The following is a 14,302-nucleotide window of genomic DNA, read 5'->3' as shown; positions in this document are numbered from 1 at the left end:
ATCAGGAACCCATCGTGACGCGAGGTGTGGCCTGGACTGTCTGGCCCACTCGCTCGACCAACAACGCCATTTCGTATCCCACCTGTCCGATGTCGCACGAGGTATTCGTGAGCACCGCGAGGTAGGAGCCATCGCCGACGGCCATCAGGAGCAGGTATCCGTGCTCCATCTCGACGACCGACTGCAGCACGGTGCCGCCCTCGAACAGATTGGACACACCCACCGACAGGCTCGCGAGGCCCGCGGTCACGGCGGACAGCTGCTCGGCGCGATCCACGGGCAGCTGCGCGCTCGCGGCCATCAGCAGGCCGTCCGCCGAAACTAGAACCGCATGCGCAACGCCGGGAACCTCATTGGCGAAATTCGAAACCAGCCAATCCAGCTGACGCTTCGTACCACCTAGATCGGGGTTCATCGGTCTCCTTTATCTCCGGTTAGGTTCATTTCTTTCATTGCGCGGCCATCCCGGACACCCTGCTGATGCCGACTCAGACTCGACCTGATGGATTCTGGGTCGCGATGGGCCTGCTTGTCAGCGTTTCCGTTCACACCGCCCGGCACGAGACGATTACCCGGGTCACGTTGCGGCAGACCCGAAGGGGTACGCCGCTGCGGCTCGGCTTCGATGGCGCGCTGCGCGGCCTGCCAACCCTCATCACCCGGTGATTCGAAGGAGTTTGCCACCTGGGAGCGGTCCGCACTGGGATCCGTCAACCACGCCGACATCATTTCGGCGAAAATCGGCGTACCCATGGACGCTTCGGCCTCACCCGCAGGCTGCAAACGGGTCTGGAAGAACGAGGCCGCCTTCTGCGGATTCGAGCGGAAGCTGTGCCGCCCGCGATCCTTCGGGTCGAGGGAATCGTTCTGCGGGAGACCGATTCCGGGCAGCGGGGCCGGGCGCTGCGGGAGGCCCGCACCCGGATCACGCTGCGGCAGACCGGTCGCACCACGCTGCGGTAGGCCGCTGTCGCGCTGCGGCAGACCACCACTCGCCGGATCACGCTGCGGCAGACCACCGGTCGGGGCGCGCTGCGGCAGACCACCGAACGGGGCGTCCTGCTGCGGCGCGCCATTGCCGCCCGGCGCACGGCGCGGCAGGCCGCCACCGGCGGCCGGATCACGCTGCGGAAGACCACCGGACGCATCCCCACGCTGCGGAAGACCGGTCGAGGCATCCCCACGCTGGGGCAGACCACCGGAGGCATCGCCGCGCTGCGGGAGACCGGTCGATCCGGAGTCACGCTGCGGCAAGCCATTGGCGGCAGAATCGCGCGGCGACAAGCGATTACCACCGGCGTCGCGGCCCGGCAGGTTCGTCTGGCCCACATCACGCTGCGGCAGACCGGCATCGCGCGGCGGCAGGCCGTGGCGGCCCGTATCCCGCTGCGGCAGACCGGTCGCACCCGTGGCATCACGCTGGGGCAGACCACCCGTGGCATCACGCTGCGGGAGACCACCGGACGCATCACGCTGCGGGAGTCCACCGGACGCATCACGCTGCGGCAGACCACCCGAAGCGTCGCCGCGCTGCGGCAAGCCGCCGGACGCATCACCACGCTGCGGCAAGCCGCCCGAGGCATCACGCTGCGGCAGACCACCGGACGCCGGATCACGCTGCGGCAGACCGTTGGACGGATCACGCTGCGGCAGACCACCGGGAGCATCACCACGCTGCGGGAGACCACCGAGACCGTCGCCACGCTGCGGGAGACCACCCAGTGCGTCGCGCTGCGGTAGACCACCCGCGGCCGGATCACGCTGCGGCAGACCGCCGGACGGATCACGCTGCGGCAGACCACCCGAGGCATCACGCTGCGGGAGACCGCCGGAGGCATCGCCACGCTGCGGCAGACCGTTGGACGGATCACGCTGCGGTAGACCACCCGACGCGTCGCCGCGCTGCGGTAGACCGCCTGCGGCCGGATCACGCGGCGGGAGGCCGCCGGCTGCCGGATCACGCGGCGGGCGATTGATCGGGGCGGAATCACGCTGGGGCAGACCGGTTTCCCGCTGCGGTGCGGCACCACCCAGTGGCTGACCGTTCTGCGGGGCGCCGTTCTTGCCCGGATCACGAGTCGGCAAGCCACCCGGCGTGGAACGCTGCGGCGGCAGGCCGACGCTCGGCTCCCGGCCGGGTGCCCCGTTCACGCCCGGCTGACGCTGCGGAAGACCACCGGAGGCATCGCCACGCTGCGGCAGACCATTGGACGGATCACGCGGCGGCAGACCACCCGGGGCATCCCGCTGCGGGAGACCGCCGGACGCATCACGCTGGGGCAGACCGCCCGAAGCATCACGCTGCGGCAGGCCACCGGACGGATCGCGGGGGGCCAGGCCACCATCACGCTGCGGCGGCACGGGGCCGCGCTGCTGGAGGCCGGACTCGCCCGGACCACCCAGGCCACCCGGACGCGGCGGCTGACCCGGAGCACCTGGGGCACCCGGTCCGCCGGGAGCACCCGGACCACCTTGGCGGCGAAGCATATTGGCGGCGAGACCGCCGCCCGGGCGGGCCGGGCCATCGCCCGGCTGGCGCTGCGGGAGGTTGGCGCCCGGCTGTGCGGCCGGCGCGGCCGGACCATTGGCGCCGGGAGCACGCTGGGGTAGGCCACCCGGTCTATCCACCGCCGGGGCGGCCACGGTGTGCTTGACGGTCGGGCCGTTGACGCCCGGCTGCCGCTGCGGCAGACCGCCGCCACTACCGGGCAGACCGCCCGGAATGGCGACACCGGGCTGCCGGGTCGGTAGACCGGTGGAGGCACTGGCCGCCGCCGGAGCCGGCGCACCGGCTGGAATCGGCCCGCTCACACCGGGATCCACCGTGACCATGACATTGCCGGTGGCGGTGCGGGTGACCGCACGCATCTGCATGGAGGACGGCGCACCGGCCTGATTGCCCGCGCCCTGCGGCGCGGCCGGAGCCGGCTGCTGCTGATTGGACTGCGGCGGAACCGCAATCGGCCCGCTGGTGCCGACGATCAGCGGCTTGGGTACGTGCACGGTGACGGTCACGCCGGGATCGCGAGCGGTATCGAAGGTCGGGCGCAGTCGCACGACCAGGCCGTGGCGCTCGGCCAAACGGCCGACCACGAACAGGCCCATGTGACGCGCGGTGTCCGGGCCGACCTCGGCGGTGGTTTCCAGACGACGGTTGATCTCGGCCATTTCGGCCGGTGGCATACCGATGCCGCGGTCCGCGACCTCGATGAGCAGACCCTGATCGTGTGCCTGCGCGAAGGTGAACTTCACGTCCGTTTCCGGCGGCGAGGCACGCAGTGCGTTGTCCAGCAGCTCGGCGAACAGGTGCGCCATATCGGAGGCGGCCGGTTCGGTCAGGGCGCCGCGCGGGGTGGCGCCCAGCTTCACGCGTTCGTAGTCCTCGACCTCGGAGATGGCGGCGCGCAGCACGTCCGCGATCTCGACCGGGGCCGACTTGCCGCGGCGCTGCTTGGTGGTACCGGCCAGAATCAGCAGGTTGTCACCGTTGCGGCGCATACGCGCGGCGAGATGGTCCAGGCGGAAGAGGTTTTCGAGCAGGCGCGGGTCCTTCTCGTCGTACTCCATCGCCTCGATGAGCGAGAGCTGGTGATCGACAAGCGACTTGGAGCGCCGCGCCAGGGTCTCGAACATGTCGTTGACCTGGGTACGCATGGTGGCCTGGTCGGCGGCCAGGCGCAGCGCCTGCCCGTGGATATCGTCGATGGCGCGGGCCAGCTGGCCGATTTCCTCATCGGTGTGCACCGGCATCGGTTCCAGCGGCACATCTTCCGGATCGGCGCCGTCACGCAGCTGCGTGGCCTCCTGGCCGAGGTCGTATTCGGCGACACGGAGCGCGGCCAGGCGCAGACGGCGCAGCGGCACGATCATCGCGCGCGCAATCAATACGGCCAGCGCGAGCGCGCCGAGGATGGTGGCGATGACGATCACCGAGTAGCGGATGGCATCGGTGCGCGCGGTGCTCGCCAGCGAATCCACCCGGGACACAATGTCCTTGGTGGAGTTGTTCACGATCGTTTGATAGATGTTCAGGCTCTGCTCGAGCGAGTCCTTGATATCGGCGACCGGCAGCTGACCCGAAGTGGCCTGCGCACCGGTGGTGAGCTGCAGGCGGGTATCCACGAGCCGGTTCAGATCCGAGATGGAGGCGTCACCGTCGGCGAAGCGGTGCCCGAGCACGCCGAGCATCTGGCGTTCGGTGTTCGCGCTGATGGTGAAGTCGCGCAGGCCGTCCTTGGAATTACCGCGTAGCGCCTCGGCGATGCCCGCGATCTCCCCGACCATGATGGCGCGGGTGTTCAGCGAATCGACCAGGCGCAGCTTGGATTGATCGACATTCTTATCGGCGACGGAGGCGACAATCGTCTCGACCGTCTTGACGCTGTCGCCGCGGATCTTCTCGGTCGCGGCGGTGGCGTCGGCGACCGTCTTGGTCGGAACCAGGCCCTCGGCCCGGACGGCCTTGGCGCTCACGATCATCTCGTCGAGTGCGGAGCGCGCGCTGGGGATATCGCTCACCCGCGGCGCCGCCTTCTCGGCGAATTGGATCGCGGTGTCCAAGGCGGCCAGCTCAGGGTCCGAAGTCATGGATTGAGTCGGCGAAATCATGATGGCCTGGCCCGAGGAGACCTGGCCGGCGGCAGCACTGAGACCGGTGATCGCCGGGATGACCCCGACATGATCGACAGCCGTGGCAAGACGGCTCGAGTCGGCGAATTCGGCCGAGATCCTGGACGCACCCAGCACGACGGCGACCAAAAGCGGGACGGCGAGAACCGCCGTCACCTTCCATCGCAGGTCCCAGTTGCTCAGCGCCCAGCGCTTATTGCTGCCGGACCTAGCGGCGTCACGCATCTCCCACTCACTTTCCAAACTGGCCCCTGCCACGCGCTATCAGCGAGCCTCCGCGATCGCACGCTGGGCTCGACAAGCAGAGCTGACCGAGAACTGCGGCTGGCCGAGAAATTGCGTCCATGACGGCCGAAATATGTGACATGCGATTCTAACGGATCAATAACTTCTTGTGTGACCTTCTGGCAACCACCGGCCGCTGACCTGCCGTTTGCAGGCAAAATCAAAGGTCGCGGCGTCCGCCCGGACGTCGCGTGAAGTCTGCCACAATCAGGCTGATCTATCGAGGCGGGCATCCATGCCCTTCACATGCGTGCTGCGGAGCTAGGGAGTCACGGGGTTGAACGTGAAGCAGGAGTACCGACCGGCGTATCAATTGAGCCTGGTCGATCCCTCGGAGTTCTGGCGCACCGCGGCCGAGTCCATCAGCTGGGATGTGCCGCCCACCCAAATTGTCGACTCGGCTGCGCGCCCGACGGCCCGCTGGTTTCCGGACGCTCGCCTCAACACCTCCTACAATGCGCTCGATCGACATGTGCGCGAGATCACACCATCCGAGGAGGGTTCCCCGGGTCAGGAGGGGGGTCGCGCCGATCAGCCCGCCCTAATATACGACTCCGCTATGACCGGCGCCAGGCTGGTTTACACATATAGGGAGCTACTGGACGAAGTCGCCCGATTTGCCGGATCCATGCTGCGGCTCGGCGTCAAAACCGGCGATCGAGTCGTCATATATATGCCGATGATTCCGGAATCGGTCATCGCCATGCTCGCCTGCGCCCGGATCGGCGCGGTGCACTCGGTGGTTTTCGGCGGTTTCGCGGCCCACGAATTGGCCGCCCGCATCGATGATGCCGAGCCTGTGCTCATCATCACAGCCTCCGGCGGCCTCGAACCGGGGCGGCGCATCGAATACCCGCCGATCGTGCTGCAGGCCCTCGACCTCGCCCAGACCACCGCGGCCCGCAATGTCATCGTCAAGCACCGCGACGGCTTCGACACCATGCGGTTTCCGGCCGATCAGGCCGCCACCGAGAGCCTGCCCGCCTCCTCCGAGACCGTGGCCGCCCGCTGGCTGGACTGGGACGACGCCACCCGCGACGCCGAACCCGCCGACCCGGTCTCGCTGGCCGCGACCGATCCGCTGTACATCCTCTACACCTCCGGGACCACCGGGAAGCCGAAGGGCGTGGTGCGCGACAACGGCGGGCACGCGGTCGCGCTGGCCTGGTCCATGCGCAATATCTATGACGTCGACGGCGGGCAGGTCATGCTGACGACCTCCGATATCGGCTGGGTCGTCGGGCACTCCTACATCGTCTACGCGCCGCTGCTCGTCGGCGCGACCACGGTCCTGTACGAGGGCAAGCCGATCGGCACGCCCGACGCGGGCGCCTTCTGGCGCATGGTCGACGAATACAAGGTCGATGTGATGTTCACCGCGCCGACCGCACTGCGCGCCATCCGCCGCGCCGATCCGGAGGCCGCGACCGCCCGCCGCCACGACCTGTCCTCGCTGCGCGCCCTGTTCTGCGCGGGCGAGCGCCTGGACCCGACCACCTACGAGTGGTCCGTCGAGACCCTGCTCGCGGACCGGCCCGACTGCCCGGTCGTGGATCACTGGTGGCAGACCGAGACCGGCTGGCCTATTTGCGCCAATCCGCTCGGGCTGCAACAACTTCCGATCAAGGCCGGTTCCGCCTCGGTGCCGGTGCCCGGATACCGGCTGCGCGTGCTGGACTCCGACGGCAATGCGGTGCCGCCCAATACAGAGGGCAATATCGTCATCGGGCTGCCGCTGCCGCCCGGCACCCTGACCACACTGTGGCGGGACGACGCGCGCTTCGAACGCTCCTATCTCTCCGCCTATCCCGGCCACTATCTGAGCGGCGACTCCGGCTACTTCGACGAGGACGGGTACCTGTTCGTCCTCGGGCGCAGCGATGACGTGATCAATATGGCCGGGCACCGGCTCTCGGCCGGTGGCATCGAGGCCGCCATCGCCGGGCACCCGCTGGTCGCCGAGACCGCGGTGGTCGGGGTGCCGGACGAACTGAAGGGGCAGCGGCCCATCGGATACGTGGTGCTCAAGGCCGGTGTCGATATCGAGCCCGAACGCCTGCGCGCGGAGATCATCGACCGGGTCCGCCGGCGGGTGGGCGCGATCGCCACCCTCTACGACGTGGTCGCGGTGACCGCACTGCCCAAGACCCGCTCCGGAAAGATCTTGCGCCGCACCATGCGTCAGATCGCGGCGGGTGATGCGTACGAGGTGCCGCCGACCATCGAGGACGCCGGCATGCTGACCACCCTGGAGAAGCAGATCCGGGATGCGGTGACGCTCATGGAGGATAAGGAGCGCATTGCGGCGGCCGATGCCGCGACCGCCGCCACCATGCCGTTCCGTCGCATCGATCCGAATGCCACCGAGGGCCCCGCCGCCGCGCCCACCGGAGATCCCGCGCCGACCGCCTGACATGTGTCGGGCGCCACACACCCTCACGGTTTTCTCAGACTGAGCTCAAGCGCCCCCCATGCCGATGGCCTAGCGTCGGGCGGGCACGGATCGAGGGATCCGCGCACATTCCTGGCGCGGATCACCGTGGTTCCGCGTGCTAGCCGAGAAAGGTCGATGCATGAGTTTCGTCCGTAATCGCCGGATCGCCGCAGTCTTCGGAGCCGGTGCGCTCGCTACCCTCGCCATCTCGCTCGTCCCGGCCACCGCCTCCGCCAGCCCGGCGGATCTGGCCGGGCCGCTGCTGAATTCGACCTGCACCTTCACGCAGGTGGATGCCGCGCTGCACGACAAGGCCCCGTCGCTGGCCACCTACCTCGATCAGAACCCCTCGGCCAAGGCCGAACTGCAGGCCAAGTTCGATCAGCCGGTCGCCCAGCGTCAGGCCGAATTCGACGCCTATATGAGCGAGCACCCGGAGGCCGCCAACACCGACGACCCGCGCGCCTCCGGCATCGGCGCCTCGATCCAGCAGGTCGCCGACTCCTGCCACAACTACTGACGTAGAGCCTGACAGTATGGAGCCCGTGGGCGAACGCGGCGAGGTACCGACTGTCCTGGTCGTCGACGACGACGAGGACGTGCTCGTCTCGGTCGAACGCGGGCTCCGGCTCTCGGGGTTCCGGGTGGTCATCGCCCGGGACGGTGCGGCCGCGCTGCGCGCCGTGACCGAGGCCGCCCCCGATGCGATTGTGCTCGATATGAATATGCCCATCCTCGACGGTGCGGGCGTGGTCACCGCGCTGCGCGCCATGGGCAATGAGGTGCCGATCTGCGTACTGTCCGCGCGCAGTTCGGTCGACGATCGCATTTCCGGTCTCGAATCCGGGGCCGACGACTATCTCGTGAAGCCGTTCGTACTCGCCGAACTGGTGGCGCGGATCAAGGCGCTGCTGCGCCGCCGCAGTGATGTGCCCGCCTCCACCATTCCCGGCGCGATCACCGTGGGCCCGCTCGAAGTGGATGTCGCGGGTTACCGCGCCCTGCTGCACGGCGACGAAATCGAGCTCACCAAAAGGGAATTCGAACTGCTGTCCACACTGGCCCGTAGTGCCGGCGTGGTGCTCAGCCGGGAACGGCTGCTGGAATTGGTGTGGGGCTACGACTTCGCGGCCGACACCAATGTGGTGGACGTTTTTGTCGGCTATCTGCGGCGCAAGCTGGAGATCGACGGCACGCCGCGCCTGCTGCACACCATTCGCGGCGTCGGATTCGTGCTGCGCGCACCGAAATGAGCGCCCTTCGCCTGCCCCGCTTCCGCCGCCGCACTCGCCGCCGCTCGTATTCGCTGCGGGCCCGCGTCGCCGCGGCGGCCGCGCTCGGCGCGACAATCATTGTGGCAGTGCTGAGTTGGTTCACCATGTACGCCATCGAGCGTAATAATCTGGCGCAGGCCGATCAGCAGCTGGCCGTCACCTCGCGGGTGGTATTGATCGAACCGGTGCTCGCGGTGACCGTACTCGGGGTGCTCGGGCCCACCAATGATCTGGCGCTGACCGTGCGCAATGCCGATGGATCCCTGGCCAGCACCGGAGTTCAGCTGCCCCCGCTGCCGGTGGGCAATCAGACCGTCACGGTGGACGGCAATACCTACCGCGTGATGACCACGACCCAGAATCAGCCTGCGGGTCGCATTGTCTCCCTTGGTCTTCCGACCACCGAGAACGAACGCGCCACCGCCTCGCAGCGCCGCTGGGTGCTGTGGGCCGCACTGCTGGCGGTCGCCGCGGCGGCCGGACTCGGCTGGCTGTTCGGCGGGCGTGCGGTGCGGCCCATCGAGAATCTGACACAGCGGCTGGACGGGCACGGCAAACCCGGTGTGCCGCAACCGGTCGACGGCTCCGGCGTGCGGGAGGCCGAGCAGCTCGCCGATGCGGTCAACACCATGCTGCTGCGCATCGACCGGGCGCAGGCCGAGACCGCGGCGGCGCTGGAGACCGCGCGTGATTTCGCCGCCGTGTCCGCGCACGAACTGCGCACGCCGCTGACCGCCATGCGCACCGACCTCGAGGTGCTGCGCACACTCGATCTGGACGAGACGCAGCGCGCGGAAATCCTGGCCGATCTGCATCGCGGGCAGAATCGGGTGGAGTCCACCCTGGCCGCGCTGGAACGGCTCGCGGCCGGTGATCTCACCAATGTGCGCGACCATGTGGCCACCGATGTGGCCGAACTCATCGATGCCGCCGTGCACGATGCGAGCCGGCACTTCCCGACGCTGAAGGTGCGCGTCGATACCGATGCCGAGCTGGTCACGCGCGGCCTGCCGACCGGTATGCGATTGGCGATCGACAATGCGCTCACCAATTCCGCGCGGCACGGCGGGGCGACCGAGGCGCTGGTGTCCGCGCATCGAGATGCCCACGGGCACATAGTCATATCGGTCGACGACAATGGTCACGGTATTCCGGTGGAGGAGCGGACCGCGGTCTTCGAGCGGTTCTTCCGGGGCAGCCGGGCCATCAAGGGCGGGTCCGGGCTCGGGCTGGCGCTGGTGGCGCAGCAGGCGCAATTGCACGGTGGCCGGGCGTATTTCGACGACGGGCTGCTCGGCGGTGTGCGACTGGTCCTGGAGATACCAGACAATCCAGTCTTTACCGAACTCTCAGACAAACGTCAGAGCTAGCGCCATTTCGGACCTCTACGGTTCTAATAGTGTTCGCTAAACGCAGTCGCTGGGCCCTGCTCGTTCTGATTCTCGCTGCCGCGGTCACGGCGGGTGTGATCGGCTATCTCCGGGTGTCGCCGGCGCCGACGGGGGTGGCACTGATCAATAAGGACACCGGACCGATGGGCGCGAAGATCGCGCGGGCGCTGCAGGACAGCGGGACCGGCCACTGGGATGTGGTGGATTCCGCCTCCACCAAGGATTACGCGGCCGTGATCACGCTGCCCGCGAACCTGTCCACCTCGGTCGCCACGCTGGCCACCGATAAACCACAGCGCACCCAGGTTTCCGTGGACACCGCCGAACATGCCGACGCGAATACCGTGAACGACGCGGTGACCGAGGTGACCCGCAAGATCAGCGCATCGGGACTGGACACCGTCTTCGCGTCCATGAACTCCGCACGCGGGCAGGTATCGCAGATGCAGTTCACCACCATGCTGCTCAATGCCGGTGTGAAAGCTGCCGCCGACGGGGCGCAGCAGTTCGGGTCCGGGGCGGATCAGATGCTCGCTTTCCTGGATCAGGCGAAGGTCGGGGCCGGGCAGATCACCTCGGCCATCAACAGCCTGAACACCACGGTCGCGGCGGCCACCACGCAGGCGAATCAGTTTGCCACCGCACTGGATTCGACCGGGGTGACGGTGGGGCAGGTCTCGCAGGCCGCGAGTCAGCTCAGCGGGGGCATCAATTCCATCGTCCCGCTGTTGCAGGCACTGCCGTTCGCGAACGATCCGCAGCTGGCGAGCATCATCACGCAGTTGCAGGGGCTGCAAACCGTCGCGAACCAGGCGGGGACACAGCTCGAAGGGGTGGGCACGCTGGTCGGAACCGCGGTCACGCCGAATACCCAGATCGGGCAGCTGCTGCGGGATGGCGCGACGCGCCTGGGTGAGGCGAGTGCGCAATTGAATCAGGGCGGACAGCTGGCCGCGAGCATTCCGCAGCTGGCCGATGAGGGTAAGACACAGCTGCTCGCCGCGCTGTCGGCGCTCACCTCCGGGGTGGGCCAATTGCAGGCTGTGACGACCACTTTGGGCTCGCAGGCCGATAAGGCGCTGACCGCATTGCCGCAGCGTGGGGTGCCGCAGCAGTCGGTGATCGCGACCGCGCTGGCGGACCCGGTGGATATCGTTCGCAAATAAACGTTCGCAAACAATCAGCAACAATCAGCGGTTCTTCCAGATAGAATCATGCCCGAATTGCTCTAATCGACCCGTTTGCACTACCGCTCTACCCGCGCCAAGGCTCGAACCCCCGCGCACCAGGTACCGGAGAGGAAACGATCTTGAGCATGCTGTTGTCCGCGCACGACATGTACGGCACAGTCCTCGCCCAGATGGGCAATCCCACATCCGAGACGCCACCCATGGCCGACAAGATGATGAAGATGTTCCGCTACTTCACCTGGTTCACCCAGATGTCCGGAATCGCGGCCATCACCTACGGTGGCGGCAAATTCGCCTGGGAGAAGTGGGGCGGCGGATCCGGATCCCCGAAGATGGTCGCCAACGCCATGATCGGCGGAGCCACCGCCACCAGCGCGGGAACCATCATGAATACGGTCGTCGGCTCCTAGAGCCGACCGGGGTAGCTCGGCAGCGCCCCGAACGCCATACAGCTGCGCCCGCCTCGCATTGCGAGGCGGGCGCGGGCGGTTTCAGGGCCGCTGGTGCTTAGTTCAGCACGTCCTGCAGGTCGATGACGAAGACCAGGGTCTTGCCCGACAGGTGGTGACCGGCGCCGGCGGGGCCGTAGGCCAGCTCCGGCGGGATGGTGAGCTGACGGCGGCCGCCGACCTTCATGCCCGGAATGCCTTCCTGCCAGCCCTGGATCAGGCCGCGCAGCGGGAAGGTGATGGATTCGCCGCGGTTCCAGGAGGAATCGAACTCTTCGCCGCTGTCGAACTCGACGCCCACGTAGTGCACATCGACGGTGTCGCCGGGCTTGGCTTCCGTGCCCTCGCCCACGACGAGGTCCTTGATCACCAGCGTGGCGGGCGCGGGCCCGTCCTGGAATTCGATTTCGGGCTTGCTCATGGGTGGTCCTCTTCGATAGGGGATCGGGATCGTGATCACTCTAGGCCGTGCCGGGAACGGACCCCGAACGACGTCACGCGAGAATGTCTCGGTGGCCGAAGTGATCGATATCGACGACCCTGCCGATCCGCGGGTGGCCGATTTCCGCGACCTCAGCAATGCGGACCGGCGACCGGACCTGCCCGGTGGCAAAGGGCTGGTGATCGCCGAGGGCACCGTGGTGGTGGAACGCATGCTGGCCTCGCGTTTCGCACCCTTCGCGGTGCTCGGGGTGGCGCGCCGGTACGAACTGCTGGCCGAGCAGCTTGCGGGGGTGGATGTGCCCTACTACCGCGCGACCGCCGAGGTGATGGCGGAGATCGTCGGCTTCCATCTCAATCGCGGGGTGCTGGCGGCGGCGCGGCGGCCGCCCGAACTCACCGCCGAGCAGGTGCTGGCCGGGGCGCGCACGGTGGCCGTGCTGGAGGGCGTGAACGATCACGAGAACATCGGGTCGATCTTCCGCAATGCGGCCGGGCTGGGCGCGGATGCGGTGCTCTTCGGTGATCGCTGCTCGGATCCGCTGTATCGGCGCTCGGTGCGGGTGTCCATGGGGCATGTGCTGAGAATCCCGTTCGCACAACTTCCTCCACTGCCCGGCAGTCTGGACATGTTGCGCGACAAGGGTTTCCAGATCATCGCCCTGACCCCGGACCCCGAGGCGGATACGCTCGCCGCCGCCATGACCGGCGAGCGGGTGGCCCTGCTGCTCGGCGCGGAGGGCCCCGGCCTGACCGAGGAAACCATGCGGGCCAGCGACACTCGCGCGCGCATCCCCATGACACCGGGCACTGATTCGCTTAATGTGGCGACCGCGGCCGCCATGGCCTTCTACGAAAGAGTGCGTGCCCAGTGAGTTATCCGCCGGACGGTCCCTACGGCTACGGGTACTCCGAACCGACCCCGTGGGCGACCGGCATCGCCGTCATCGTCTGCGTCGGGCTGCTGACCGCCACAGGCGTCTACGCCTTCGGTTCCGCACTGGCGCAGGTGCATCCGCTGCTGTCCGCGGCCGTGAATCTCATTGCGGTGGGCGGCGCGACGCCGACCGCATGGCGCTGGCGGTTCCAGCCGGTGACCCGCTGGGTGATCGGCGGGCTGGGAGCGGGCGTGCTGGTGGCCTGGCTCGCACTGCTCGTCTCGTAACCGGGGACCGGCCTTCTCAGGAGACCCGATCGCGGCCGCGCAGCCACCCGAACAACCCGCGCTTGCCAGTGGTGCGCTCGGCCACCGCCGGCACGGGCACAGCATCGAGCGCGGGCGCCTGCCCCTTGGGGAACAGCGAGAATCCGCACACCGCGATCTGATCCGGCGTCAGCGCGTCCTCGGAAAACTTGCCGCGATAACGGAATCCGAGCCATTCCTGATTGGCGGCGTCCGCGAAATCCGGCGGATCGAACGGCAGCATCTGCGGATCGGCCATTTCGCCCGGTTCCAATTCGATGTGGTACTCCCCCGCCCAGTGCGGCCGCTCCCACACCCGCGGCAGGCCCTGATCCTCGAGGATATTGACGCGCGTGGAACTGAAGGACCGCCGGAATTCACCGCGCTCCCACTGCGCGAACGCGCCCCAGCCCAGCGAGAGGTCATAGGCGATCAGGTAGGTGTGCTCGGAGGCGAGCGGACGGACCAGCAGCTCCGGCAGTTCCGTCGGTCTCGGCAGCGCGGCCTGGGTGGAGCAGACGACGGTGACACCGGGATAGCAACCGATATAGATGGATTCCGGATCAGGTCCGGCCCAGACCTTCAGGGTGCCGGAGGCGGCAGGCACCACATCACGCTCCGGATTGAGCTGCCGTGCCAGCGCCCAGGCGGCCTCGGGATCCGGGCCCGGGTGATTGCGCAGCACCGCGACCGGGTCGGGGGCATCGATGTACCAGAGAGACGAGACTGTGGACGGCACTTCCGGCACCTCCCGAACTCCTCGCGACCCAAGGACAGCAACTCCTGAGCAACATTCGGTGGCCGTGACGCGGCGTCGACGTGGACAGCCCCGGCAATCACCGCCACCACTACAAAATCTACCCGCACCACGGCCGGAAATGTCACTGTTGCAGAACCCGCTCTCTCGGCGCGGCGAACTCGTGGCCATATCGAGAGGTTCGGACGAAACGGTCAGTACGCGAACATGGCCGCCACCGGGGAGAAGAGACGGGACCCCACAGGCAGCAGGTCACCCACACGCGAGGT

Annotated in this window: 12 protein-coding genes; 8 read left to right on the top strand and 4 right to left on the bottom strand. The window is 67.9% G+C overall.

All coding sequences use genetic code 11. From position 1 onward, the window contains the following. Window position 1 precedes the first annotated feature (1 nt). A complete protein-coding gene (locus ABZX86_RS16360) occupies window positions 2–415 on the bottom strand; it encodes a roadblock/LC7 domain-containing protein (RefSeq protein ID WP_029930951.1) in 414 nt (137 codons plus the stop codon). Next, complete coding sequence (locus tag ABZX86_RS16355; RefSeq protein WP_355124197.1) at window positions 412–4,854, bottom strand: ATP-binding protein; 4,443 nt, start codon at window positions 4,852–4,854, stop codon at window positions 412–414. The genes ABZX86_RS16360 and ABZX86_RS16355 overlap by 4 nt, the downstream gene beginning before the upstream one ends. A 337-nt stretch (window positions 4,855–5,191) precedes the next feature. Between ABZX86_RS16355 and ABZX86_RS16350 the strand changes: the two genes are divergently transcribed. The 6 genes from ABZX86_RS16350 (at window position 5,192) to ABZX86_RS16325 (ending at window position 11,613) form a co-directional block, all read left to right on the top strand. Beyond that, window positions 5,192–7,327, top strand: a complete 2,136-nt coding sequence (locus ABZX86_RS16350) for an AMP-binding protein (RefSeq protein ID WP_355124195.1) — start codon at window positions 5,192–5,194, stop codon at window positions 7,325–7,327. A gap of 160 nt (window positions 7,328–7,487) precedes the next feature. Then, complete coding sequence (locus ABZX86_RS16345; RefSeq protein ID WP_355124193.1) at window positions 7,488–7,868, top strand: hemophore-related protein; 381 nt, start codon at window positions 7,488–7,490, stop codon at window positions 7,866–7,868. Between the two features lie 16 nt (window positions 7,869–7,884). Further along, window positions 7,885–8,601: a response regulator transcription factor gene (locus ABZX86_RS16340; protein WP_297623122.1), complete on the top strand. Its 717-nt coding sequence runs from the start codon at window positions 7,885–7,887 to the stop codon at window positions 8,599–8,601. Beyond that, window positions 8,598–9,992 (top strand): HAMP domain-containing sensor histidine kinase, encoded by a 1,395-nt coding sequence (locus tag ABZX86_RS16335; protein WP_355124191.1) that lies wholly within the window; start codon window positions 8,598–8,600, stop codon window positions 9,990–9,992. The genes ABZX86_RS16340 and ABZX86_RS16335 overlap by 4 nt, the downstream gene beginning before the upstream one ends. Window positions 9,993–10,021: 29 nt before the next feature. Next, window positions 10,022–11,179, top strand: coding sequence for a hypothetical protein (locus tag ABZX86_RS16330; RefSeq protein ID WP_355124189.1), 1,158 nt, complete (start codon window positions 10,022–10,024; stop codon window positions 11,177–11,179). A 149-nt stretch (window positions 11,180–11,328) separates the two neighbouring features. Next, entirely contained in the window at window positions 11,329–11,613 is a 285-nt protein-coding gene (locus ABZX86_RS16325; protein ID WP_297623395.1) for a hypothetical protein, read from the top strand. Between the two features lie 97 nt (window positions 11,614–11,710). On the opposite strand, the gene ABZX86_RS16320 is transcribed toward ABZX86_RS16325, so the two are convergent. Beyond that, window positions 11,711–12,073, bottom strand: coding sequence for an FKBP-type peptidyl-prolyl cis-trans isomerase (locus ABZX86_RS16320; RefSeq protein ID WP_297623128.1), 363 nt, complete (start codon window positions 12,071–12,073; stop codon window positions 11,711–11,713). Between the two features lie 91 nt (window positions 12,074–12,164). Between ABZX86_RS16320 and ABZX86_RS16315 the strand changes: the two genes are divergently transcribed. Next, window positions 12,165–12,968 (top strand): RNA methyltransferase, encoded by an 804-nt coding sequence (locus ABZX86_RS16315; protein WP_355124187.1) that lies wholly within the window; start codon window positions 12,165–12,167, stop codon window positions 12,966–12,968. Then, window positions 12,965–13,258: a DUF2537 domain-containing protein gene (locus ABZX86_RS16310; protein WP_355124185.1), complete on the top strand. Its 294-nt coding sequence runs from the start codon at window positions 12,965–12,967 to the stop codon at window positions 13,256–13,258. The genes ABZX86_RS16315 and ABZX86_RS16310 overlap by 4 nt, the downstream gene beginning before the upstream one ends. 16 nt (window positions 13,259–13,274) lie before the next feature. Here ABZX86_RS16310 and ABZX86_RS16305 read toward each other — a convergent pair whose 3' ends face one another. Next, window positions 13,275–14,015, bottom strand: a complete 741-nt coding sequence (locus ABZX86_RS16305; protein ID WP_355124183.1) for a hypothetical protein — start codon at window positions 14,013–14,015, stop codon at window positions 13,275–13,277. Window positions 14,016–14,302 lie beyond the last annotated feature (287 nt).

This window comes from Nocardia sp. NPDC006630, from assembly GCF_040611495.1.
Taxonomy (GTDB): Bacteria; Actinomycetota; Actinomycetes; order Mycobacteriales; family Mycobacteriaceae; genus Nocardia.
The sequence above is the reverse complement of the archived record's forward strand: the minus strand, read 5'-3'. Positions and strand labels throughout refer to the sequence as shown.